25 protein-coding genes and 2 tRNA genes are annotated in these 22,092 nt (G+C 70.7%); 6 read left to right on the top strand and 21 right to left on the bottom strand.

Going from position 1 to position 22,092, the window contains the following annotated elements:
* The 7 genes from ACSHT8_RS32170 to ACSHT8_RS32140 form a co-directional block, all read right to left on the bottom strand.
* On the bottom strand, positions 1–1,446 hold the full coding sequence (locus ACSHT8_RS32170) for a PTS fructose transporter subunit IIC (protein ID WP_436495411.1): 1,446 nt from the start codon (positions 1,444–1,446) through the stop codon (positions 1–3).
* A complete protein-coding gene (locus tag ACSHT8_RS32165; RefSeq protein ID WP_436495409.1) occupies positions 1,443–1,892 on the bottom strand; it encodes a PTS sugar transporter subunit IIA in 450 nt (149 codons plus the stop codon). The genes ACSHT8_RS32170 and ACSHT8_RS32165 overlap by 4 nt, the downstream gene beginning before the upstream one ends.
* A gap of 13 nt (positions 1,893–1,905) precedes the next feature.
* Positions 1,906–2,835 carry a 1-phosphofructokinase gene (gene pfkB / locus ACSHT8_RS32160; protein ID WP_436495407.1) on the bottom strand — a complete coding sequence of 310 codons (930 nt, stop codon included), beginning with the start codon at positions 2,833–2,835 and terminating at the stop codon, positions 1,906–1,908.
* Positions 2,832–3,590, bottom strand: coding sequence for a DeoR/GlpR family DNA-binding transcription regulator (locus ACSHT8_RS32155; protein WP_436495405.1), 759 nt, complete (start codon positions 3,588–3,590; stop codon positions 2,832–2,834). The genes pfkB and ACSHT8_RS32155 overlap by 4 nt, the downstream gene beginning before the upstream one ends.
* A 133-nt stretch (positions 3,591–3,723) precedes the next feature.
* On the bottom strand, positions 3,724–4,386 hold the full coding sequence (locus tag ACSHT8_RS32150) for a proprotein convertase P-domain-containing protein (RefSeq protein WP_436495403.1): 663 nt from the start codon (positions 4,384–4,386) through the stop codon (positions 3,724–3,726).
* Positions 4,387–4,485: 99 nt separating this feature from the next.
* Positions 4,486–4,562, bottom strand: a tRNA-Ile gene (locus ACSHT8_RS32145).
* A 92-nt stretch (positions 4,563–4,654) separates the two neighbouring features.
* A tRNA-Asn gene (locus ACSHT8_RS32140) sits at positions 4,655–4,727 on the bottom strand.
* Between the two features lie 156 nt (positions 4,728–4,883).
* Between ACSHT8_RS32140 and ACSHT8_RS32135 the strand changes: the two genes are divergently transcribed.
* On the top strand, positions 4,884–5,054 hold the full coding sequence (locus ACSHT8_RS32135) for a hypothetical protein (RefSeq protein ID WP_436495401.1): 171 nt from the start codon (positions 4,884–4,886) through the stop codon (positions 5,052–5,054).
* On the opposite strand, the gene ACSHT8_RS32130 is transcribed toward ACSHT8_RS32135, so the two are convergent.
* From ACSHT8_RS32130 to dnaG, 3 genes are read right to left on the bottom strand one after another with little or no spacing between them, the layout of a single operon-like run.
* Positions 5,051–5,818: a trans-aconitate 2-methyltransferase gene (locus tag ACSHT8_RS32130; protein WP_436495399.1), complete on the bottom strand. Its 768-nt coding sequence runs from the start codon at positions 5,816–5,818 to the stop codon at positions 5,051–5,053. The genes ACSHT8_RS32135 and ACSHT8_RS32130 overlap by 4 nt on opposite strands.
* Before the next feature lie 35 nt (positions 5,819–5,853).
* On the bottom strand, positions 5,854–6,393 hold the full coding sequence (locus ACSHT8_RS32125; protein ID WP_436495397.1) for a hypothetical protein: 540 nt from the start codon (positions 6,391–6,393) through the stop codon (positions 5,854–5,856).
* Complete coding sequence (gene dnaG / locus ACSHT8_RS32120) at positions 6,390–8,297, bottom strand: DNA primase (protein WP_436495395.1); 1,908 nt, start codon at positions 8,295–8,297, stop codon at positions 6,390–6,392. The genes ACSHT8_RS32125 and dnaG overlap by 4 nt, the downstream gene beginning before the upstream one ends.
* 50 nt (positions 8,298–8,347) lie before the next feature.
* Between dnaG and sigJ the strand changes: the two genes are divergently transcribed.
* On the top strand, positions 8,348–9,283 hold the full coding sequence (sigJ, locus tag ACSHT8_RS32115; protein ID WP_436495393.1) for an RNA polymerase sigma factor SigJ: 936 nt from the start codon (positions 8,348–8,350) through the stop codon (positions 9,281–9,283).
* 459 nt (positions 9,284–9,742) lie between these two features.
* Here sigJ and ACSHT8_RS32110 read toward each other — a convergent pair whose 3' ends face one another.
* The 4 genes from ACSHT8_RS32110 to ACSHT8_RS32095 form a co-directional block, all read right to left on the bottom strand.
* Complete coding sequence (locus ACSHT8_RS32110; protein WP_436495391.1) at positions 9,743–10,309, bottom strand: carboxymuconolactone decarboxylase family protein; 567 nt, start codon at positions 10,307–10,309, stop codon at positions 9,743–9,745.
* An 81-nt stretch (positions 10,310–10,390) separates the two neighbouring features.
* Entirely contained in the window at positions 10,391–11,476 is a 1,086-nt protein-coding gene (locus ACSHT8_RS32105) for a serpin family protein (RefSeq protein WP_436495389.1), read from the bottom strand.
* A gap of 53 nt (positions 11,477–11,529) precedes the next feature.
* Positions 11,530–12,792: a deoxyguanosinetriphosphate triphosphohydrolase gene (locus ACSHT8_RS32100; protein WP_436495387.1), complete on the bottom strand. Its 1,263-nt coding sequence runs from the start codon at positions 12,790–12,792 to the stop codon at positions 11,530–11,532.
* 20 nt (positions 12,793–12,812) lie between these two features.
* Entirely contained in the window at positions 12,813–13,469 is a 657-nt protein-coding gene (locus ACSHT8_RS32095; RefSeq protein ID WP_436495385.1) for a YdcF family protein, read from the bottom strand.
* 161 nt (positions 13,470–13,630) lie between these two features.
* Between ACSHT8_RS32095 and ACSHT8_RS32090 the strand changes: the two genes are divergently transcribed.
* On the top strand, positions 13,631–14,455 hold the full coding sequence (locus ACSHT8_RS32090) for a hypothetical protein (RefSeq protein WP_436495383.1): 825 nt from the start codon (positions 13,631–13,633) through the stop codon (positions 14,453–14,455).
* Between the two features lie 6 nt (positions 14,456–14,461).
* On the opposite strand, the gene ACSHT8_RS32085 is transcribed toward ACSHT8_RS32090, so the two are convergent.
* Together ACSHT8_RS32085 and ACSHT8_RS32080 are read right to left on the bottom strand one after the other, a co-directional pair.
* Positions 14,462–15,868 carry a glycine--tRNA ligase gene (locus ACSHT8_RS32085; protein ID WP_436495381.1) on the bottom strand — a complete coding sequence of 469 codons (1,407 nt, stop codon included), beginning with the start codon at positions 15,866–15,868 and terminating at the stop codon, positions 14,462–14,464.
* Between the two features lie 359 nt (positions 15,869–16,227).
* A complete protein-coding gene (locus ACSHT8_RS32080) occupies positions 16,228–16,641 on the bottom strand; it encodes an antibiotic biosynthesis monooxygenase family protein (protein ID WP_436495379.1) in 414 nt (137 codons plus the stop codon).
* 27 nt (positions 16,642–16,668) lie between these two features.
* Here ACSHT8_RS32080 and ACSHT8_RS32075 point away from each other — a divergent pair, with 27 nt between their 5' ends.
* The 3 genes from ACSHT8_RS32075 to ACSHT8_RS32065 all read left to right on the top strand — a co-directional run bounded on the left by ACSHT8_RS32075 (position 16,669) and on the right by ACSHT8_RS32065 (position 17,876).
* Complete coding sequence (locus tag ACSHT8_RS32075; RefSeq protein ID WP_436495377.1) at positions 16,669–16,941, top strand: hypothetical protein; 273 nt, start codon at positions 16,669–16,671, stop codon at positions 16,939–16,941.
* A 132-nt stretch (positions 16,942–17,073) separates the two neighbouring features.
* The gene (locus ACSHT8_RS32070) at positions 17,074–17,469 is read left to right on the top strand and encodes an ArsR/SmtB family transcription factor (RefSeq protein ID WP_436495375.1); all 396 of its coding nucleotides are present in this window, start codon (positions 17,074–17,076) and stop codon (positions 17,467–17,469) included.
* On the top strand, positions 17,466–17,876 hold the full coding sequence (locus ACSHT8_RS32065; RefSeq protein WP_436495374.1) for a Fur family transcriptional regulator: 411 nt from the start codon (positions 17,466–17,468) through the stop codon (positions 17,874–17,876). The genes ACSHT8_RS32070 and ACSHT8_RS32065 overlap by 4 nt, the downstream gene beginning before the upstream one ends.
* A gap of 37 nt (positions 17,877–17,913) precedes the next feature.
* Here the strand turns inward: ACSHT8_RS32065 and ACSHT8_RS32060 are convergent, their stop codons facing one another.
* The 5 genes from ACSHT8_RS32060 to recO form a co-directional block, all read right to left on the bottom strand.
* The gene (locus ACSHT8_RS32060) at positions 17,914–18,765 is read right to left on the bottom strand and encodes a TIGR03943 family putative permease subunit (protein ID WP_436495372.1); all 852 of its coding nucleotides are present in this window, start codon (positions 18,763–18,765) and stop codon (positions 17,914–17,916) included.
* Positions 18,762–19,772, bottom strand: a complete 1,011-nt coding sequence (locus tag ACSHT8_RS32055; protein ID WP_436502236.1) for a permease — start codon at positions 19,770–19,772, stop codon at positions 18,762–18,764. The genes ACSHT8_RS32060 and ACSHT8_RS32055 overlap by 4 nt, the downstream gene beginning before the upstream one ends.
* A 206-nt stretch (positions 19,773–19,978) precedes the next feature.
* Positions 19,979–20,428: a YbjN domain-containing protein gene (locus tag ACSHT8_RS32050; RefSeq protein WP_436495370.1), complete on the bottom strand. Its 450-nt coding sequence runs from the start codon at positions 20,426–20,428 to the stop codon at positions 19,979–19,981.
* Positions 20,425–21,270 (bottom strand): isoprenyl transferase, encoded by an 846-nt coding sequence (locus tag ACSHT8_RS32045; RefSeq protein ID WP_436495368.1) that lies wholly within the window; start codon positions 21,268–21,270, stop codon positions 20,425–20,427. Before ACSHT8_RS32045 ends, ACSHT8_RS32050 begins: the two co-directional genes overlap by 4 nt.
* Positions 21,271–21,309: 39 nt before the next feature.
* Complete coding sequence (recO, locus tag ACSHT8_RS32040) at positions 21,310–22,074, bottom strand: DNA repair protein RecO (RefSeq protein WP_436495366.1); 765 nt, start codon at positions 22,072–22,074, stop codon at positions 21,310–21,312.
* Between the last annotated feature and the right edge of the window lie 18 nt (positions 22,075–22,092).

Raw genomic sequence — 22,092 nt, 5'->3', positions numbered from 1 at the left:
TCAGACGGTCACAGGAACGGGGACGGTGGATTCGCGGCGGCCGATCGACTTGGTGGCCAGCACACTCACCGCGGTGATCACGGTGCCGATCGCGATGGCCAGCAGCACCAGCAGCGGCTTGCCGATGAGGCCGACGACCCAGATGCCGCCGTGCGGGGCCAGCGACGTCGCGGCGACGGCCATCGTGAGCCCACCGGTCGCGGCGGCGCCGAGCATGATCGACGGGATGACCCGCAGCGGGTCGGCCGCGGCGAACGGGATCGCGCCCTCGGTGATGAACGACGCGCCGAGCAGCCAACCCGCCTCGCCCGCCTTGCGCTCGGCGTCGGTGAACAGTTTGCGGCGCAACACTGTCGCCAGGGCCAGCCCCAGCGGCGGAACCATGCCCGCGGCCATCACCGTGGCCATCGCGGCCGACGGCGTGCCGGAGGCCAGCGTGCCCACGGCGAAGGTGTAGGCGACCTTGTTGACCGGGCCGCCCATGTCGAAGGCCATCATCGCGCCCAGCAGCAGGCCCAGGCCGATCGCGCCCGCGCCGGTCATCCCGGCCAGCCAGTCCGTCAGCGCGGTCTGCGCCGAGGCGACCGGGGAGCCGACGACCAGCAGCATGATCGTGCCGACGATCGCGGTCGACACCAGCGGCACAACCACCACCGGCATGACCGCCTGCAACGCGCGCGGCAGGCTGATCCGGCTCAGGTAGTAGGCCACGGCGCCGGCGAGCAGGCCCGCGACGAGCCCGCCGAGGAAGCCCGCGCCGATCGCGCTCGCCAGCAGCCCGCCCACGATGCCGGGGACGAGCCCCGGCCGGTCGGCGATGGCGAAGGCGATGAACCCGGCCAGGATCGGCACCAGCATGGAGAACGCCACAGCGCCGATCTTGAACAGCACGCCGGGCACGCCCGCCACGTCGAGCAGCGTCGACAGGTCGGTGACGCCGTCGTACTTCACCCCGTCGAACGTGCCGCCGCTGACCTTGGTGGCCACCTCGGCGCCGCCGAACAGGAACGCGAGCGCGATCAGCAGACCGCCGGCGGCGACGAACGGGATCATGTAGCTGACGCCGGTCATCAGCCACTGCCGCAGCCTGGTCCCCGGACCACCCGAGGTATCCACTTTGGACACCAGGGCGGTGGTCGGCTCGGCCGCGCGCTCGACGGCCTGGGCGATCAGCTCCCCAGGGTGGTTGATGGCGTGCTTGACGCCGGACTGGACGAGCGGCTTGCCCGCGAACCGGTCGCGGTCGCGCACTTCGACGTCGGCGGCGAAGATGACCGCCCGCGCGTCGGCGATGTCCTGCGGGGACAGCGGGTCCATGCCCGCCGAGCCCTGGGTCTCGACCAGCAGCTCGTGGCCCGCGGCCGCGGCGGCCTGTTCGAGCGACTCGGCGGCCATGTAGGTGTGCGCGATCCCGGTCGGGCACGAGGTGACGGCAACGAGCTTCATCGGTCGATCACTTCCTCGGTGATGAGCTTGACGACGGCGGCGGGGTCGGCGGCCGTGGCGAGTGCGTCCTTGAAGGACTGGTGGACGAGCCTGCGGGCGAGCGCGGCGAGGATCTTCATGTGCTCGCCGCCCGCCCCGTCCGGCGCCGCGATCAGGAAGACGAGGTGCGCCGGGCCGTCCGGGGCGCCCCACTCGATGCCGTCGGCGCTGCGGGCGAAGGCCAGCGAGGGCTCCGCGACCGCGGCCGACCGGGCGTGCGGGAGGCCGATGCCGCCTTCGAGGCCGGTCGCCATCTGCGCCTCGCGGGCGGCCACGTCGGCGAGGAACACCTCGACGTCGGTCACCCGGCCCGCGTCCGCCAGCCGGGCGGCCAGCGCGCGGGTGGCTTCGGCGCGGTCGGTCGTCTCGAGGTCGAGCAGGACGAGGTCTTCGGTGATGAGGGGCATCGGCGGGCTCCGATCAGGTCTCGCTGAGGGTGGTGGCGGGGTCGAAAGCGGGTGAGCAGCGCACGGCGGCGCGGTCGAGCTCGGCGGGGGTGGGCATCCGGCTGCCGGGCAGCGCGGCGGCGGCTGTCCCCCAGGCGACGGCTTCAGCCAGTGCGTCCGGGCCGATCTCGCCCGCGGCCAGGAAGCCCGCGAGCAGGGCGTCGCCCGCGCCGACGGTGCTGCGCGGCTCGACCCGGGCACCCTGGGCGTGCCACGCGGCGTCGGCGGTGACGAGGAGGGCACCTTCGGCGCCGACGCTGGCCAGCACGGTCGTGCCAAGCGTCCGCGCGGCGGCGAGGACGTCGCCGAGGGTCCGCACGTCGTGGCCGACCAGGTCGGCGAGTTCCTCGCGGTTGGGCTTGACCAGGTCGGGCCGCACCGCGACCACGGCCCGGAGCGCGTCATCGCTGCTGTCCACGGCGACGCGGACGCCCTGCGCGCGCAGGCGGAGGGTGAGGTCGGCGTAGAAGTCGGTCGGCACGCCCAGCGGGAGGCTGCCGCAGAGCGCGACCCACTCGGCGCCCCGCGCGGCTTCCAGCGTCGCCGCGATCAGCCGGGCGCGCTCGTCGGCGCTGAGGTGGGGGCCGGGCTCGTTGAGCTTGGTGGTGGTGCCGTCGGCCTCGGCGATGGTGATGTTGGACCGCACCGCCCCCGCGATCGGCACCTCCACCACGGCGATGCCAGCGGTGGCGAGCAGGGCCGTGAGCTGCACGCCCTCGGCTCCCCCGGTCGGCAGGACGGCCGCGGCCCGATGCCCGTTCGCGGCGAGCGCGCGGGCCACGTTGACGCCCTTGCCGCCCGCGTCGAGCAGCGCGGGCCGGGTGCGCGAGACAGCGCCGCGGCGCAGGACGTCGGTCTCGACGGTCCGGTCGACGCTCGGGTTGGCGGTGACGGTGACGATCACGCGCGCACCACCGTCGGGCCGGCCGCCTCGAACTCGGCGGCCTCCAGCGCGTCCAGCCCGTCGTCGGTGATGATCACGTCGACCTGGTCCAGGCTGGCGAACCGGGCGAAGCAGTCGGTCCCGACCTTCGACGAGTCGGCCAACACCACGACCCGCCGCGCGGCGGCGACCATGGCCTGCTTGACCGCGGCTTCGGCCTGGTCCGGCGTGCTGAGCCCACGCCCGGCGCTGAGCCCGTTGGTGCCGAGGAACGCCACGTCGACGTAGAGGTCCCGCAGCGCGTTGAGCGCCCAGGCGTCGACCCCGGCGAGAGTCTTGGTCCGCACCCGGCCACCGAGGCTGAGGACGTTCAGCCCACGGTTGGCCAGCGCCAAAGCGATAGGCAGCCCGTTCGTCACCACAGTCAGATCCCGGTCAGCGGGCAGCAACTCGGCCAACCGCGACGTGGTGCTCCCCGCGTCGAGCAGGATGACCCCCTCGGCGGGCAACTCGGCGAGCGCGGCCTTGGCGATCCGCTGCTTCTCCGCCGTCGCCTCGGTGTCCCTGGCGGCCAGCTCGGGCTCGAACCGCAGCCGCTCGACCGGAATCGCACCCCCGTGCACGCGGCGCAACACCCCCCGCTTCTCCAGCGAGTCCAGGTCGCGCCGGACGGTCTCGGTGGTGACCCCCAGGTCCTCGGCCAGCGCGGCCACCTCCACCCGACCGGCAGCCCGAGCCCGCTCGGCGATGAGCTGCTGACGTTCCGCCGCGTACATGGGTTCCCCTTCGTTTCTGTGTGGTTTCATCTTTGTACGTCTTTGTTTCGGTGGGGTCAAGGGTTACCCGCCGGTATCATCGGCACAGCAAAACGCCCCGTGCCGGTTCAGCACGGGGCGCCTTGAGCCACTCTTAGAGGCCGATACTCCAGGAGTCGATGAACCCGGTGTCCTTGTAGGCGGCGTCGCGGACCCGCAGCTTCCAGGTGCCCTCGACCTGCTCACCGGAGAGGTTGACGGTGTAGGACTGGTTGATGTCGTCGGTGCCGCCACCGGTGCGGTTGTGCAGCAGGAACGTCGTCCCGTCCGGCGAGACCAGGCTGACGACCAGGTCGCCGATGTAGGTGTGCTTGATGTGCACCTCGACCCGGGAGTTGGGCAGACCGGTGGTCGGACAGTTGGTGACCGCGATTGGGCTGTCCACTGTGGACCTGTCGCGGATCGGGTAGTCGTCGTGGTTGCCGCCGCCGCAGGGCACGGGCGGGGTGACGATGTTCCAGTAGAAGTTCACCGACCCCGACCGCCCCACTGAATCCTTGGCGGTCGCGGTCACCTGATAGAGCCCCCACTGCTGGGGAGTCCCCGAAACCAGCCCGGTGGCGGGCGCCACCGTCAGACCAGGCGGGAGGTTGGTCGCCGTCCAGGTGTAGGGGGCGGCGCCACCCGTGGCGGTGAGCTGCAGGCTGGTGGCCATGCCCATGACACCGACCTTGTCACCGGGATTGGCCACCACCGGATCACTCTGCGCGAGCGCCGGCGAGCCTGTGACCAGCAGCGCGACAAGCGCCGCCAACACAGTGAATACCTTGCGAGACAAGCGAATCAACTCCCATCACTGGGATGCAGGGACCGCCAGACTACTAACGGTGTTGATCGCGTCACAAGGTCGAGAAGGTGGTGGGGCGGGTCGGGCTCGAACCGACGGCCAAGGGATTATGAGTCCCCTGCTCTGACCAACTGAGCTACCGCCCCCAGCAAGTCGATCCTACCCAACCGATCAAGAAACGATCTTGTCGGCTGCGGACCGAACGACAAAACCCCCAGGTCTGGGACCTGGGGGTTTGCTCCTCCAGTTGGACTCGAACCAACAACCCTGCGATTAACAGTCGCATGCTCTGCCAATTGAGCTATGGAGGATTGCTCTGTTGGACCGTGGCCCAACGTTGGAACAACTCTAGCGCACCTCGACAACGTCGTTTTCGCGGGGTCCCCCTACCGACCCACAGCGGCGGGACCCCAGGTAGGGGAGGATGTCATGGGCAGTGTCGGCGGGTTCTGGAGGCGAGCAACGTGATGGGGTTCCTGTTGGGGGCCGGTGTCGGTTATGTCCTCGGCTCCAAGGCGGGCCGTGGGCGGTATGACCAGATCATGCGCACGTACCGGCGGATCGCCGACCATCCCGCCGTGCAGGGCGCGGCGGGGATCGCGCGGGCGAAGGTCGGCGAGCGGCTGAAGCGGGGCTAGCGCGGGGTTCGGGCGACGAAGAAGACGCGGCGGAACGGGAACCACGTGGTTCCGTCGGCGCGGCGCGGGTAGGCCTTGTGCAGCCGCGGGGCCAGGGCGTCGCGGAAGTCGGTCCAGTCGGCGTCGGACAGGGCGGCGCGGATGGGGCGCAGGGCGGTGCCGGTGATCCACTCCAGCACGGGGTGCTCCCCCGCGAGCCGCTGCTGGTACGTGGTCTCCCAGGCGTCGACGTCGCAGCCCGCGTCGGCCAGGGCGTCGGCGTAGCCGGTGGGGTCGAGGACGGCGTCGTCCTCGCGCAGGACGACCTGTTCGAGGCGGTCACGCCAGCGCGGCTCCCTGGCGAGTTCGCGGGTCAGCTCGTGGGACGGCGCGGCGAAGTTGCCCGGCACCTGGACGGCCAGCCACGCGCCCGCGGGCAGCGCCGTCACCCACTGGCGCAGCAGTTCGACGTGGCCGGGCACCCACTGCAGGGCTGCGTTGCTGACCACGACATCGGTGTCGGGTTCCGGCCGCCAGGTCTCGATCGCTCCGAGTTCGACCCGGACCGCGCGTCCCGCGGCGGCCTCGACCATCTCGGGCGACGAGTCATAGCCGACGACCCGCGCATCCGGCCAGCGCTTGGCCAGCGCCTCGGTGAGGTTGCCGGGGCCGCAACCCAGGTCGACCACCGAGCGCGGCGACTCGGCGCCGATGCGGGCGATGAGATCGAAGAACGGGCGGCCGCGGTGGTCGTCGAAAGCGAGGTACTTGTCCGGGTCCCACATGGGCACCTCCTAAGCAAACCGTACGTACGTACTGTTTACTCTAGCCCGTCACTCCCCCGGGCGTCCGCGATTTTCGCCGCCACCTCGGCGGCGACGACGCGGACCGCGTCGAGGTCGGTGCCCGGGTCCGGGCGCACCTGCAGCACAGTGCCGTCCTGACCAGGGACTTTCCGCTGCACGAACCACGCGCCGCCGCCCGGCAGCTCGCGGTGGTGCCGGGACCGGATGGACCCGGTGACCCGCTGGTGGACGGCCTGCGGCAGCTTGCCCGGCTTCTCGACGACGACCTTCACCGGCGGCAGATCGGCCAAGATCACCGCGTCGCCCGCGTGCTCGGTCTCCTCCGCCTCGGTGATCACGAAGACCCCGCTGCCCCACGTCGCCTTCGCGACCAGGTGCCAGCCGATCCGCCGCGCGCCGTCGCCGTCCGGCAGCCACAGGCCGAGCGACGTCGCCACCAGGTGGCCGCCACCGCGAACGGGCGCGGACGCCGCGACCGCCTCATCGCGGTCGAGTTCGCCGACGAAACCCTTGGGAATCCCGCTGCCCAGCAGCCGGTCAAGGAACCCGCTCAATCCATGCCCCCAGCAGCCTGCTTGCCCAGCGCCTTGTACCACTCCTCCATGGCGACAAGGTCGCCCCAGAGCGCGCGCGCCTCTTCCGGGTTCTCGACCGGCGACACCCGCTGCAGCCGCGACTTGATCTCCGCGATCTGCCTTGCCACCAGCTCCCGCTGCAGCGCGGCCAGGATCGCCGACGAGTAGCGCTCGGCGGCGGAGTTCTTGTTGGGCAACGGCATCGGCTCGACACCCAACTCGCTGACCAGCGTCTTCAACGTCTGCGACGGGCAGTTCTTGGTCACCGAGTCGAGCAGTTCCGCGCCCGCGAGCCCGGAGGCCGTCCCGCCCGCGTCGATCACGGCACGGTGCACGGCCTCGTAGGCGGGATGGGTGAAGACCTCCAGCGGCAGCGAGTCGTACATCGGGCCCGCCAGCGCGGGCTCCTGCAGCGCAAGCTTGAGCACCTCGCGCTGCGCATGGAGCCGGGGGTCGCGCGGGTCGGGCCGCGGTGGCCCTTCGACCTCGACGGCGAGCGCGCCCTGGTTCGGGTCGACCGCACGCGCGCGCCGGGCGGGCGCGGGGACCGGGCCGCCCGCGTTCTCGCGCACGCGCCGGACGACGGTGGCCACGTCCTCCCAGCCGACCCAGCCCGCGAGCTGCCGCGCGTACTCGTCACGCAGCGAGTGGTCCTTGATCCTCGCGACCATGGGCACGGTCCGGCGCAGCGCGTCGACCCGGCCCTCGGCGGTGTCGAGGTCGTGCGACGACAGCTCGGCCCGGACGGCGAAGGCGAACAACGGCTGCCTGCGTGCGACGAGGTCGCGCACGGCGACCTCACCCTTTTCTTGGCGCAGCTCACACGGGTCCATGCCGTCCGGCGCGATCGCGACGAACGTCTGGGCGGAGAACTGCTGGTCGTCGTCGAATGCCTTGAGCGCGGCCTTCTGCCCGGCCTCGTCGCCGTCGAAGGTGAAGATCACCTCACCGCGGAAGGCGTCGTCGTCCATCAGGAGCCTGCGCAGGACGTGGATGTGCTCGCTGCCGAACGCGGTGCCGCAGGAGGCGACGGCGGTGAGCACGCCCGAGGCGTGCATGGCCATGACGTCGGTGTAGCCCTCGACGACCACGACCTGGTGCCGCTTCGCGATCTCGCGTTTGGCCAGGTCGAGCCCGAAGAGCACCTGCGACTTCTTGTAGATCGGGCTGTCAGCGGTGTTGAGGTACTTCGCCTGGATCTGGTCGTCGTCGTGCAGCCTGCGCGCGCCGAAGCCGACCACGTCGCCGCCGATGTCCTTGATCGGCCACAGCAGCCTGCGGTGGAACTTGTCGATCGGGCCCTGCCTGCCCTCGCGGGACAGGCCGCCCTTGATCAGCTCGGTCAGCTCGAAGCCGCGGCCCAGCAGGTGCTTGGTCAGCTTGTCCCAGCCCCCGGGCGCGTAGCCGCAGCCGAACGCCGCCGCGGCGGCCTGGTCGAACCCGCGCTCGGCCAGGAACTCGCGCGCGACCATCGCGTCGGGCCCGCGAAGCTGCTCGGCGTAGAACTCTGCCGCCGCCTTGTGCGCGTCGACCAGCCGCGACCGGGTGCCGCGGTCGCGCTGCACGCTCGTGCCGCCGCCCTCGTAGGTCAGCTGCAGGCCCACCCGCTCGGCCAGCCGCTCGACCGACTCCACGAACGAGAGGTGGTCGATCTTCATCACGAAGGCGATCACGTCGCCGCCCTCACCGCAGCCGAAGCAGTGGAACGTCCCATGCGTCGGCCGCACGTTGAACGACGGCGTCTTCTCGTCGTGGAACGGGCACAGCCCCTTGAGCGCACCGCCACCGGCGCGGCGCAGTGCCACGTACTCGCCGACGACGTCGTCGATCCGGCTGCGCTCACGAACCTGCGCTATGTCGCTTTCCCGGATTCGCCCCGCCACAGCAGCCGAGTCTAGGCGCGCCGCCCGGGGCGGGACGGGCCGCCCTTACGATGGATGACGTGACCGTCAGCGACACGGCTCTGGCAGAGCGCTTCACCGAGCACCGCACCCACCTGCTCGGCGTCGCCTACCGCCTGACGAGCACGCTGACCGACGCCGAGGACGCCATCCAGGAAGCCTGGCTGCGACTGTCCGCTTTGGACGAACAGGTCCGCGCCGACATCCGCGACCTGCGCGGATGGCTGACCACGGTGGTCGGCCGCATCTGCCTCGACCGCCTGCGCTCGGCTACGGCCCGCCGCGAGCGCTACGTCGGCCCGTGGCTGCCCGAACCGGTGATCACCCCGTTCGGCACCCCGGCGAGCGAGGACCCCCTGGAGACCATCGTCCGCGACGACGGCGTGCGCATGGCCGCACTCGTCGTGCTGGACAAGCTCACCCCGGAACAACGCGTCGCCTTCGTCCTCCACGACGCCTTCGGCGTGCCGTTCACCGAGATCGCCGCCACCCTCGGCTGCACCGACGCCACCGCCCGCCAACACGCCTCCCGCGGCCGCCGCGCCGCGGCCGACGCCGACCCGCCACCGCGCGCCGCCCTGGCCGACCAGAGCGCCGCGGTCCAGGCCCTGGTCGCCGCCCTGATGGCAGGCGACCTGGCGAAGGTCGTCGACCTGCTGCACCCCGACGCCGTCCTCATCGGCGACAGCGACGGCAAGGCCCGCACCGCCCGCAACCACATCGTCGGCCCCGACAACATCGCCCGCTTCATGCTGGGCCTGCTCCGCATGTACGGCGAGGACAAGATGGGCATGGCCCAACTGGTCATGGTCAACGGCGACCTGGCCATCGCCTTCCCCGACGTCCCTGCCGACGGCACCCACCGAGAACTCAACCGCCGCGTCGCCACCTTCGCCCTCCGCGACGGCCAGATCGCCGCCATGTACGACGTCGTGAACCCGGACAAACTCACCCGCTACCCCGCCTGACCCGCACTCCACGGCCGCGGCCGGCCCTGTCCGCACGCCCACGCCCGGTCAACAGCCATCGCCCTGCACCCGCACGCTGGCACCAGGCGCAGCGACCGCCCAGAAGCCCGCAGCGTCGCGCCACACCACCGCCAGCGACCATCACCCGGCGCGGGCCCGTACGGGCAATGCCCGGCCACGCATCGCCCGGCGACGACAGTGACAGTCCGTCGCCCAATATCCCGGCGCGCATCGCCTTCCACGCGCCTGTCCAGCGGTGAACTTCCGGCAGCCGTCGCCCGGCAAGCATTGCCCGGGCACCCGCCCGGTCCGTTGTGCCCGGCAAACATTGCCCGGCACCCGCCCGGCCCGTTGCCCGGCGGGCATCGCCCCTAACCCACCCACCTGCGGCGGCCGACCGGCAGCCATCGTCCGGGCGTGACCGCCCCGCCGCGGTGGCGCCGGGCACGGCTGACCTTGTCAGGGTGTCGGGATCCGGCAGGCATCCCCGGAGGTGAAGCCTTGGTCGACGATGCCGAGTGCGCTGTTGACTCGTGCGCGCATGTTCTCCAGCCCGATGTGGTAGCTGAGTTCGATCACTCCCTTCTCCCCGAACACCTCCCTCAGTTCCGCGACCTGTTCGTCCGTCACGCTGACCGGGTTGGTCGTCATCGCGTCCGCGTAGGCGATGGCGAGTCGCTCCTGGTCGGTGTACGCGGCGGACTCGGCGTAGTTGTCGATCTCCTTCAACCGGTCGATGTCCAGGCCGTCGAGTCGTTGCAGCATGGTGCCGAAGTCCACGCACCACGAGCAGCCGAGTTGCTGCGCCACCCGGTATACCGCGAGCTCCCGGACATTGGCGGGCAGCACCTTCGACGCCTTCTCGACGGCCATTTCATGGCGGCCGCTGGCCATCATCAACTTGGGATGGTGAGCCGACACCGCGACCGGCTCGGGCACCGCCCCGAACCTGCGGCGGGCGAACCAGTACACGACGCGCAGCAGCGGACCAGCGTCCCGTGTCGCGACCGCTTCGATGCGTGGCATCTCTACCTCCCGATTCAGGCCCCCGATCTGGGCCGTTCATCAGGTGGACGAGACACCTGGATCAGACGTGACAACCTCCTCTCAAGACGGGTCTGTGACCCGCGCCACGAAATACACCGCTCCCGTGCCCGTGTGCCGGACGAGCAGCAGGAACGGCCGGTCGACCTTGACCTCGAGCGGGTCCTCGGGCATCGACAGCATCCGCATCATCACCGCCGTGGCCGCGGCACCCTCGAAGCCCTGTTCATCGATCTTCAGCACGGACTCGTGCAGGATCGCCTGCACGGCCAACGGGTCCGGGCTGATCCCGCTCAGATCGGCCTGGTCTCCGAACACCTCGCCCACGCCGAGCCGCCGCAGGGCCGCGGACAGCTCAGCCTGGGTGCCGAGTTCGAGCTTCGGCAGCGACAACGCCACTTGGCGGTGCTGTGGCGCGGCGAGCAACGCGCCCAGAGACTCGGCCGTCAACTCCCGTTCGGCGTCGGCGAGATCGCCGTCCGGAAGCAGGACCACCGCTTGGACTCCGCCGACCGCGGGCAGCCCGACGACCTGCCACCCGTCGATCGCGGCATACGGCACCGACTCGTTGAGCCCCATCGTCGGCACCTCGACCTCCCCGGCCGCGGTGTGGAACGGCTTGGGCTCGGTCAAGTACTCGCTGAACTTGTGTCGCCACGCGCATTTCAAGTACAGCGCGTTGACCAGCGCCGAGACCGTGTCCGAGCCGATCGACCCCTCGGGCAGCAGCTCGGGGATCAGGTTCCTGGTCGTCTCCGCGACATCGGCGTTGATCTCGTCGCGAGCCTTGGCCGGCTCCGTCTGAAATGGAGCGTTGCGCACCGACCCGTCGGACCACTGGGACAGCTCGTCGGCGAACGAGCTCTCCACCCTGATCGAAGTGTCTGCCCACAACGTGTTCGTCACCGCGATCACCGGTTCGTCCTCATCGGACCCGGCCTCGTCCAGAGTGGCCGCCCCGGCGATCGTGGTGGTGAGCGAGTCGAGTTCGCCGAGCAGGGCGACGAGTTCGCGACGGCTCTCACCTCGGGCACCCACCGCCAGCAAGCCGAGCGCGTTGGCCACCGAGTACGGCGACCAGCACACGGTCTCCGTGGGATCCCCCGCTATCGCGCGGTGCAGAGCGAGGGTGAATTCCAGGTGTGGCACGGCTGGCTCCTGACGACTTGTGGTGTCCGTCTCACGAGTGTGCCGGCTTTCGCCTAACTGGCTCGGAAGTTGTCCACAAGCTCGGAATGCCACGTGACAGCCTGGGCGTCGGTCAGGGAGGCGACCTGGTCGATGACCACCCGAAGCCGAGCGCCATGGTCCGACGCGGCGTCCCACGCGGGCAGGAACGCGGGTTCGAGCACCTCGGCACCCCGCTCGACCAGCGCGGCGACCAGGCTGGTGATCAACGCGCGCTGCTCGGCCTGCATCGCCAGCCGCACCGGATCGCTCATCACGTACCGGACCGCCGTCGCCTTGAGCAGCGCCACCTCGGCCGCGACCTGGTTCGGAATCACCAGATCGGCTGAATACCTGGTCAGCGGCCCTTGACCGTGCGCGTCCCGCGTCCCGGTCACCACAGCCGAGGCGAACCGGCCGACAAGCTCACTGGTCAACCGTTTGAGCGCGACCTGAGCGTCCAACGACCCGTCATACGCCCGCGCGTCCGCGACGACCGGCAGCCGCAGCAACTCGGCCGCCGCTTCCTCCAACGCCGACACCGGTTCATCGGAGAAGTGTTTGGCAGCCAACTGCGCGATACCGGCCCGCTCGGTGGGGTCGGCGAGCGCACCCAACGCGATCCGGCCCGCGCGGACCCCGTCCTCCACATCGTGCACCGAATAGGCGACATCGTCGGACCAGTCCATCAGCTGCGCCTCGAAGCACTGCCTATCCCCCGGCGCGCCCTCGCGCATCCACTGGAAGACGGCGATGTCGTCAGCGTAGACACCGAATTTGCGGACGCCCGCGCGCCGCGGCCACGGATACTTGGTCGCGGCGTCCAGTGACGCGCGGGTCAGGTTCAGCCCATGGCCGAGGATCTTCGGCTCCAGCCGGACCAGGATGCGCAGCGTCTGTGCGTTGCCCTCGAATCCGCCGCAGTCCTGCGCGGCCTCGTCCAGAGCGCGCTCTCCGTTGTGGCCGAACGGCGGGTGCCCGATGTCGTGGGCCAGGCCCGCGGTCTCGACGATGTCCGGGTCGCACCCGAGTTCCTCGGCGATCCCCCGGCCGATCTGGGCGACCTCCAGCGAGTGGGTGAGTCGGGTGCGCGGGATGCCGTGGACCTCCGAGCCCTCGTTCGGCCCCACGACCTGCGTCTTCCCTGCCAGCCTGCGCAGTGCGGCGGAGTGCAGGACGCGCGCGCGGTCCCGGCTGAACGGCGATCGGACGGCGGGCAGCGCTCCTGCGAGCGTCGCGCCCTTGGGCGCCTCGGCGAACAGGCGGGCGCTGTCGTGATCTGAATAGCCGGGGCTCACGGTCAGAGAGTACGTGCCGGTCAGCCGACTTCGCCGTCGAGCGCGATCCCGTCGGCGGAGGCGTTGGTCGCGCGGTAGTAGAGCAGGGCCGCGGTCTCGCGGAAGATGTATCTGGCCTGGGTCTCGCGGGTCTGCACGATCGGACCGGAGTGCGTCGGCGAGGTCCACGCCTCGAGACCGGCGTCGTGCGCCATGGTCCGCGCGCGCAGCGAGTGCCACGGGTCGCTGACGATCACGGCTGACTCCCATCCGCGCCGCTTCACCTCGGTCGCCACCGCGCGGATGGTGCCCAAGGTGTCGTTGCCCTCGCCGACATCGATCACCCGATCGCGAGGCACACCCTGGTTGACCAGCCACGTTCGGCCCGCCTCGGCCTCGGTGAACCGGTCACCCGCTCGCCTGCCGCCACCGGTCACGACGTAGCTCGCGACGCCCTCTTCGTATAGGGACTTCGCCTTCCGCAGCCGTGCCTCAAGGACCTTCGACGGCTTGCCCGCGTACTGCGCCGCGCCGAGGACCACTACGACGTCGGCGTGCTCGCGGTCGTCGATCCGGGCGACCTGCCAGACCCGGAACGCCGTGCCGCCGACGACGAGCAGGCTCACCAGCACGAAGCCGACGAACAGCCGTCGCACGAGTCGGAGGATGGGGCGGGGCTGGGCGGACACGTTCCGCATCCTTTCAGACGGAACACACAGCCTCACTCGCGCCATCGGTGAATCGGCGACTATCGGACCGAGTTGTCCACAATGGCTCAAACGATCCACAGCCGGCGCGCACCCCCTGGCGGCGATCACTGAGTGCCTGTTTCCTCGAACCCATGGAAACGAACCAAGCAGTGCTCAACCCATTCGACTCCCATCCACGGCACGTCGCCGCGACACCGCTCGGTGATGCTCCACCTGAACGCGCACAACGGATCCAGGCCGCTCTGGACCGAGCCGGACCCGACGGCGTCGTCACCGGCCGCGAGGCGATGTGGCTGCACGGTCTGCTGACGCCACCGCAGGGCGCCGTCCACGTGCTGGTGCCGAGCCACGGACCTCGGCGGTCCGACGGCTCGGTGCGGATCGAGCCGACGATCCGGCCGCCGGATCCCTTGTGGCGGAAAGGTTTCCCGACCGCGCCCTTGGACCGGGCGACGGTCGACGCCTGCCGGTCGACCGCGTCGTACGGCGAGGTGCGCCAGCTGGCGCTGGACGCGATCTATCAGGGCGAGGTGCCCGTGGAGTCGCTGCGGCGGGAACTCGAGGTGAGCCGGAGACCCGGGCGGACGCTGCTGCGGCAAGTCCTGTCCGAGGTCGACCGCGGCATTCGGTTGGTGCGCGGTCGGATCGCCCGAGAACTGATCGACCGTGCGGGCCTGCCGCCGCCGGAATGGGGCATCCGGCTGAGCACACCGGAGAAGGTCCACCTCGGCCTGGTCGACGCCTGGTGGGACGAAGTGGGCCTCGCGTGGGACACCGACGTCCAACGCCCATGGGCGCCGCGCACCGCGCAGCGGGTGGCCGAGCGGGAAGCGCGGATGAGCGCGCACGGCGTGGTCATCATCCACACAGCGGCGCCCCGGTTCCGCCGGGACGCCGACGCCGTGGCGTGGGACCTGCGGGCCGCCTACCAGCTGGCGTCGGCGAGCCCGAAGCCGGAGGTGATCGCCTCCTGACCGAAGTCAGCAGCCGATGAGCTGCCCAGCCAGGTAGGACTCCAACTGGTCGAGCGAGACGCGGTCCTGCGACATGGTGTCGCGTTCGCGGATCGTCACGGCGTGGTCGTTGAGGGTGTCGAAGTCGACGGTGACGCAGAACGGGGTGCCGATCTCGTCCTGCCTGCGGTACCGGCGGCCGATGGCACCGGCGTCGTCGAAGTCGACGTTCCAGTGCTTGCGCAGTGCCGCGGCGACATCGCGGGCCTTCGGCGAGAGGTCCGCGTTGCGGGACAGCGGAAGCACGGCGACCTTCACCGGGGCGAGCCTGCGGTCGAGCCGCAGCACGATCCGCTTGTCGACCCCGCCCTTGGCGTTCGGCGCCTCGTCCTCGACGTAGGCGTCGAGCAGGAACGCCATCATCGGGCGGCCGACGCCCGCGGCGGGCTCGATGACGAACGGCCGGTAACGGGAGTTCGTGGCTTGGTCGAAGTAGGACAGGTCCACGCCGGAGTGGTTGGAGTGGGTGGTCAGGTCGAAGTCGGTGCGGTTGGCGATGCCCTCCAGCTCGCCCCACTCCTGGCCGCCGAACTGGAAGCGGTACTCGATGTCCACAGTCCGCTTGGAGTAGTGCGAGAGCTTCTCCTGCGGGTGCTCATAGACACGGAGGTTGTCCTTGGCGATACCGAGATCGGTGTACCACCGCATCCGCTCATCGATCCAGTACTGGTGCCACTCGTCGTCCGTGCCGGGTTCGACGAAGAACTCCATCTCCATCTGCTCGAACTCGCGGGTGCGGAAGATGAAGTTGCCGGGGGTGATCTCGTTGCGGAACGACTTGCCGATCTGACCGATCCCGAACGGCGGCTTGCGACGGGAGGTGGTCTGCACGTTCAGGAAGTTGACGAAGATGCCCTGCGCGGTCTCGGGCCGCAGGTAGTGCACGCCCTCATCGGTCTCCACCGGGCCGAGGTGGGTCTTGAGCATCATGTTGAACTCGCGCGGCTCGGTGTACTGGCCGCGGGTGCCGCAGTTCGGGCAGGGCACGTCGGACAGGTCGTACACCGGGTTCGCCGCGGTTGAGGCCGGGAGGTCCTTGCCGGTGCGGGCGGCGTACTCCTCGGCCAGCTGATCAGCCCGGAAACGCTTGTGACAGGAGGTGCACTCGACCAGAGGATCGTGGAAGGCGTTGACGTGCCCGGAGGCCACCCACACCTGGCGCGGCAGGATCACCGACGAGTCGAGGCCGACGACGTCGTCGCGACCCTGCACCATGGTCTTCCACCACGCGCGCTTGATGTTGTCCTTGAGCTCGACGCCCAGCGGACCGTAGTCCCACGCCGACCTCGTGCCCCCGTAGATCTCGCCGCACGGGTACACGAAGCCTCGACGCTTGCAGAGGCTGACGACGGTGTCGATCCGGTCGGCTGGCACTGACCCTCCATGCGGGAACTCAAGGTCGCAGAGCAGCAAGGGTAGTCCGCGGCTCCCGGCTACCCGATCGGGGAGTCACCGTGGGCGCTCACCCGACCACGCGGTGATCACCGCACTTGGCGCGGCGATCCCGTGCCCGGGCGACGAGGCCGGTATGCCGCCAGCGGACCGAGGTCTGGCGGCAACGGGCGGCGGCCGGCGGGCTGGGCCAGCGCGCTGGTCGGCGGGCAAGCAGGCCGGGGTCTGGGTGGGCAGGCAGGCACGTCGCCGGGCCAGCGAACCGATGGGCGGGACGGCCAGCTGGTCGGAGGGCTGGCGGGCCGAGATCTGGCGGGTCGGGGCGACGGGGCGGCGGTGGGCTAGCGCGGGGTGGTGGGGCCTGCGGCTTCGCCGAGGCGGACGGTCGACGCGTCGGCGGCTAGGAGGCTGGTGTGGCGGGTGAGCTCGGTCGGGGTCGCCTCCACCACGACCTCGTAGGCGGCGGGCTCGGTGGTGTCGGCCTCGGCGAGGAAAGGGATCACGTGGGTACGGACGTCGAAAGGAGACAGTGACTTGCGGTAAGCCGAGACGGAGTCGAACTCGACCGTCAGCACCCAGCTGTCGGCGGCCTCGGTCGACCGGACGAGCAGGCCGCGGCGGCAGCCGGGCTGGGCCAGGAGCAGTTCGAGCGCGCGCTGGGCGCGGGCGGTGAACGGCTCGGGCTCGGTGACGGTGAACCTGGCGATCAGCAGCACGGTCGGCGGCCTTTCCGGGGTGGTGCGAGGATGCAGCACCGTAGCCCAACCGAACCGGGAGGCACCGTGGGGCAAGGTCGATCGCTGAAGGCACCGATGCTCGCCGGTAGTGGGCCGTTGTCGCGGGTGCATCCGCTGGTGGCGTTCGCGCTGGTCGCGGCGCTGTTCGCGGCTGGGGTCGTGGTCGGCGGGGTGGTGGGCGCGCTGCTGCTCGGCGTGCTCGTCGTCGGGGTCGCGGTGTTGCTGGCGGCGACGTGGACGGTGCTGTCGGTGGGTGAGCGTGTGGGGCGCGTGCTGGTGCTCGGGGTGCTCGTCGCGGTCGCTATCTCGGTGCTCTGAGGAGCGGCGCGGGGTCGCGGGCGTGCGGTGTCTGCGGTGTGGGCGTCGGGAAATAGGTCGACCGCCTAGGATGTTGACAACGGTAACCATCACCCCGACGCGCACGTGTCGTCGGGGCACCATGAGAGGACGATGTCGATCGTGACCTCGGACGCCGCGTCGCATGAGCTGCGGGGAGCCGCCGAGCAGCACGAACACTCCCCCGACCGTCCTCTGGTGGTGCCTGCGCACCGTCGGCCCGCCACTACGCTGACCGCGGCGGGTGACCTGCTGCGCGCGCTGGCCGCGCCGGTTCGGATCGCGATCGTGCTGGAGTTGCGCGAGGCTGATCGGTGCGTGCACGAACTGGTCGAGGCGCTGGCCGTGGCGCAGCCGCTGATCAGCCAGCACCTCCGGGTGCTGAAGTCGGCGGGTGTGGTCTACGGCGAGCGGCACGGCCGCGAGGTGGTGTACCGGCTGGTGGACGAGCACCTGTCCCACATCGTCGTCGACGCTGTGGCGCACGTGGAGGAGGGCGACCCGCGGTGACCGCGACCGACCGTTCGGCGACCGTACCCGGCAAGCGCTCGACCCGGCAGCGCACCGCCGTGTCGCAGCTGCTCGACCAGCTCGACGACTTCCGGTCCGCGCAGGAGCTGCACGAGGAGCTGCGCAAGCGGGGTGAGGGCATCGGCCTGACCACGGTGTACCGCACGCTGCAGTCGCTGGCCGACGCGGGCGAGATCGACGTGCTGCGCACCGACTCCGGTGAGGCCATCTACCGGCGGTGCTCCAGCCACCACCACCATCACCTGGTGTGCAGGCTGTGCGGGCGCACGGTCGAGGTCGAGGGTCCCGCCGTCGAGCGGTGGGCCGACCGGGTCGCCGCCGAGAACGGGTTCTCCGAGGTCAGCCACACCGTCGAGATCTTCGGCACCTGCGCGAGCTGCAGCTGAGCGTCCCCCGGCCCGGGTGGGCCGAGGGACGTCAGGCTCATGCCTCGTACGGGTTCTCCGGCTGCGGGATCTGGACCATGTCCGAGACGGTGAACGACGGGACGTAGTCGGTGTCCTTGGTCGCCGTGCCGGGCTGGACCTGGCCAGTCACCTCGAGCCACGTGTCGTTTTTCAGGCCGCCGACACCAGGGCCGTCGAGCTTGACCTTGACCGGGAACGCGTCGGCCGCGCAGCAGGCGATGGACAGGCGGGCCAGGTACATCGTCTCGCCCTGGGCGACGACGAAACCGGTCAGCTTGACCGTGCGGTTGTCGAGCGACTTACCCGAGTCCCACGCCGCGCGGGCGGCGAAGTCGCTCATGGCGATGGACACGACGTCGCCCTTGGGCAGGGGCGGGAACAGCGACGAGCCGTCGGTGCCGGACGAGCGGCTGGCGGCGGCGCGGTTGTCGTTGCGCATGACCGAGTCGGCGCCGAGGGCAGGCGGGGCGATCAGGAAGATCGCCAGCACGGGCATGAGCAGCAGCCAGGCGCTGCGGGCCGGGTGGTGGTGCTCCCCCGGGCCATCGTGATCGTCGTGGCCGCCATGGCCATGGCCGTCGTGGCCTGCGCGGTCGGCGCTGACGTCGAGGTTGGCCTGGTTGAAGGCGGCCTGGTCGAGGTCCGCGTGGCCTTCGTCGGCGTGATCGTGGCCGACCGGCTTGGGCTTGCCGGGGAACACGTCCTTGAAGATCGAGATGGCGCCCAGGATGACCATGATCGCGCCGCCCGCGATCAGCCACGGCTGGTGGGCGGGCTTGACGTAGAGCAGATAGGTGCTGGTCCACGAGATCTTCAACAGCGCCCCGCCGACCAGGATCAGCAGGATGTTCTGCGTTTCGCGCCTCATGCGGAACCCCCAAGGATGAGCCAGCCAGCGGTGACCGCGCACCCGATCGCCACCACGAACGTGGCGGGGGCGAAGCGGATCGCGAACGACTTGCCGAACGTGCCCGCCTGCAGGGCGAACAGCTTCACGTCGATGGCCGGTCCGACGACCAGGAACACCAGCTTCGGCAGCAGCGGCATCGCCGAGATGGACGCCGCGACGAACGCGTCGGCCTCGCTGCACAGCGCCAGCAGCACCGCGAGCACCGCCATCACGATCACGCCGAGGACGATCTGCTCGCCCAGGGTGCTGACCCACTCGCGCGGGATGGCCACGTTGAGGATCGCGGCGGTGAGGCCGCCGATGACGAGGAAGCCGCCAGCGTCGACCAGGTCGGCGCGGGAGGTCTCGAAGAACAGCCGCCAGCGGTCCTTGCCCTCGACCTTGGGCGCGCGGCGCAGGGCGCGTTCGATGATCCACTCGGCCTTGCCGAACCGCGCCCACAGCCAGCCCATGATGATGGCGGTGGCGAGGGACGCGGCCAGGCGCGCCCAGACCATGCCTGGGTTGTTCGGGAACGCGACGTTGGTCGCCACCAGGACGATCGGGTTGACCGCGGGAGCGGCGAGCAGGAACGCCAGCGCGACGGACTGCGGCACGCCCTGCTGCATGAGGCGGCGCGCGACCGGGACCGCCGCGCACTCGCACGTCGGCAGCGCGACGCCCGCGACACCGGCGACGGGCACCGCGACGGACTGCTTCTTCGGCAGAAGCTTGTTGAGCAGGGTCGCGGGCACGAACGCGGCGATGGCCCCGCTGATCAGGACGCCGAGGACCAGGAACGGCAGCGCTTGGACGCAGACGGCTACGAAGATGGTGGCCCCGGTCTGGATGGCGGGGGCGGTGAACCACGACGTCAGCCACTGCTGCCCGACGATGGCGGCCACGAGCAGGACACACAGCACCTCGAGCGAAGTGATCCGCTTGGCGGGCTTGTCTGCCTCGGCCTCGGGCGCGCGCTCAGCCAGCGCGACACCGCCGCCGGAGTCGGCCGACGAACCATCGGAGGCGGCCTGGCCACCCGGGTCAGCCTGCCGGGAGTCGGCGGCCGGGGTGCCGGCGGCGGGGTCTGGCGTGGCCACCGCGTCGGTGGCCTTGGGTTCGTCACTCATGGGCCACGCTCTGGTCCAGCCGTCGAAGGGTCGTCACGGGGCGAATGATGCCGGCATGCGCATCACCTTGGGGACCCGCTGGTTGAACTTTGTTCACCCCCGTCTGTTCCCAACAGGTCGGCGCGCAACTGGGAAGCGGTGGAGACGACCAGCATGAGCAGGGTGCCCAGGGCCGCAGGGGTGAGCCCTTCCGCCGGGAACGCGTAGCGCAGGGTCACGTCCATCCCCCGCTCGGTGTGGACGACGCCGAGGGTGCCGAAGAGCCCCTGACCGGCGCGCTCGGCGGCCGACACGGCCAGCGCCGGGTCGTCCGGCAGGTCCCACGCCACAACGCAGGTCAGGCTGAGCACGGTCAGGCCCTCGGCGAGCTGCATCGCCTGGACCGCGCAGGGGACGTCGCCGTGGCGGAAGGTCAGCGCGCCGTCGTCGTCGACGTGGACGTCGTGGTAGCTCTCCAGAGCCTCGCGGGCGTTGGTGAGCAGATCGGCCTCGGTGAGGGCCTCGCTGGTCATGCGTCTCCTTCAGGGTTGAGCCGCGCGGCGACCTCGGCGGAGTCCTCGGCGGCCCCGAAGCGCCGGTCGCGGCGGGCGTAGGTCTCGATGGCCTGCCACAGGTGCAGGCGGTCGAAGTCGGGCCACAGCACGTCCTGGAACACCAGCTCGGCGTAGGCGGACTGCCAGAGCATGAAGTTCGACGTGCGTTCCTCCCCCGACGGCCGGATGAACAGGTCCACGTCGGGCATCTCCGGCTGGTACAGGTACTTGGCGACGGTGCGCTCGTCGACCTTGTCCGGGTTGATCTTGCCAGCGGCGGCGAGCCGGGCGATCTCGCGGGCGGCGTCGCCGATCTCGGCGCGGCCGCCGTAGTTGATGCACATGGCGAGGTTGAGGACGTCGTTGCGCTTGGTGCGCTCCTCGGCCTCCTCCAGGGTGCCGATGACGCTGCGCCACAGGCGGGGTCGGCGGCCCGCCCAGCGCACGCGCACACCCAACTCGTCGAGTTCGTCGGTGCGGTGCGCGATGACGTCGCGGGAGAAGCCCATGAGGAAGCGGACCTCCTCCGGGCTGCGCCGCCAGTTCTCGGTGGAGAACGCGTAGAGCGACAGCCAGCGCACGCCCATCTCGATGCACCCCTTGGCGACCTCGACGACCTGCGCCTCGCCGCGCTTGTGGCCCTCGATGCGGGTGAGTCCGCGCTGGTTGGCCCAGCGGCCGTTGCCGTCCATGACGATCGCGACGTGCTTGGGCACGAACTCGGCCGGGATGGCGGGCGGTCGCGCCCCCGACGGGTGCGGCTCCGGAGGCGACACCGGCCGCCCCTCGTCGCGCCTGCTGATCCGCCGCCGTCGCAGCACCGCCCGCTCCTTCACGTCGTTCTTTTGACTCGAACGACCCTACTGACCCGGCTTGACCGCGCTGTCCGGGGACCGCCTGCGCTCCACCAGCGGCAGCGACCGCAGCTGGCGTTCCAGGTGCCACTGGAGCAGGGCGGCGACCAGGCCGCTGGCCTCGCGGCGGGAGGAGTCGGTAGAGCGTTCCGCGGCGTCCCAGCCGCCCGTGGCCAAGGCGTCCATCAGGTGCAGGACCTCGTACGGCGGGCTGGCCGAGCCCGGCGGCTTGCACTTGGGGCAGACCGAGCCGCCCGCGTGGATGCTGAACGCGCGGTGCGGGCCTGGGTCGCCGCAGCGGGCGCATTCGGTCAGGGCGGGTGACCAGCCCGCGAACGCCATGGCGCGCAACAGGAAAGCGTCGAGGACCAGTGAGGCGTCACGCTGGCCGTCGGCCAACGCTCGCAAAGCGCCCGCGACCAGGAGGTACAGGCGCAAGACCGGTTCGCCTTCCTCGGCGGACAGGCGGTCGGCGGTCTCCAGGACCGCGCACCCGGCGGTGTAGCGCTGGTAGTCGTTGACGATGCCCGCGCCGAACGCGTCGAGGGTCTGGACCTGGGTGATCACGTCGAGGGTGCGGCCGGTGTAGAACTGCACGTCGACGTGGGCGAACGGCTCGACGCGGGCGCCCAGGCGCGAGGTCGTGCGGCGCACGCCCTTGGCCACGGCGCGGACCTTGCCGTGCTTCTGGGTGATGAGCGTGATGATCCGGTCGGCTTCACCGAGTTTCTGCACGCGCAGCACCACGCCGGTGTCGCGGTACAGGCTCACTGAAACATTCTCCCACCA

Source organism: Actinokineospora sp. HUAS TT18 (assembly GCF_051364635.1).
Classification (GTDB): Bacteria; Actinomycetota; Actinomycetes; order Mycobacteriales; family Pseudonocardiaceae; genus Actinokineospora.
The sequence above is the reverse complement of the archived record's forward strand: the minus strand, read 5'-3'. Positions and strand labels throughout refer to the sequence as shown.

Excerpts from the sequence above, each read along its gene's own strand:
- ACSHT8_RS32050 (WP_436495370.1), bottom strand. The coding sequence starts at position 20,428 with ATGACCAGCGAGGCCCTCACCGAGGCCGATCTGCTCACCAACGCCCGC.
- ACSHT8_RS32110 (WP_436495391.1), bottom strand. The coding sequence starts at position 10,309 with ATGCCACGCATCGAAGCGGTCGCGACACGGGACGCTGGTCCGCTGCTG.
- ACSHT8_RS32130 (WP_436495399.1), bottom strand. The coding sequence starts at position 5,818 with ATGTGGGACCCGGACAAGTACCTCGCTTTCGACGACCACCGCGGCCGC.
- ACSHT8_RS32155 (WP_436495405.1), bottom strand. The coding sequence starts at position 3,590 with ATGTACGCGGCGGAACGTCAGCAGCTCATCGCCGAGCGGGCTCGGGCT.
- ACSHT8_RS32070 (WP_436495375.1), top strand. The coding sequence starts at position 17,074 with ATGTCGATCGTGACCTCGGACGCCGCGTCGCATGAGCTGCGGGGAGCC.
- ACSHT8_RS32095 (WP_436495385.1), bottom strand. The coding sequence starts at position 13,469 with ATGCGGAACGTGTCCGCCCAGCCCCGCCCCATCCTCCGACTCGTGCGA.
- ACSHT8_RS32170 (WP_436495411.1), bottom strand. The coding sequence starts at position 1,446 with ATGAAGCTCGTTGCCGTCACCTCGTGCCCGACCGGGATCGCGCACACC.
- ACSHT8_RS32060 (WP_436495372.1), bottom strand. The coding sequence starts at position 18,765 with ATGAGGCGCGAAACGCAGAACATCCTGCTGATCCTGGTCGGCGGGGCG.
- sigJ (WP_436495393.1), top strand. The coding sequence starts at position 8,348 with ATGGATGACGTGACCGTCAGCGACACGGCTCTGGCAGAGCGCTTCACC.
- ACSHT8_RS32165 (WP_436495409.1), bottom strand. The coding sequence starts at position 1,892 with ATGCCCCTCATCACCGAAGACCTCGTCCTGCTCGACCTCGAGACGACC.
- ACSHT8_RS32135 (WP_436495401.1), top strand. The coding sequence starts at position 4,884 with ATGGGGTTCCTGTTGGGGGCCGGTGTCGGTTATGTCCTCGGCTCCAAG.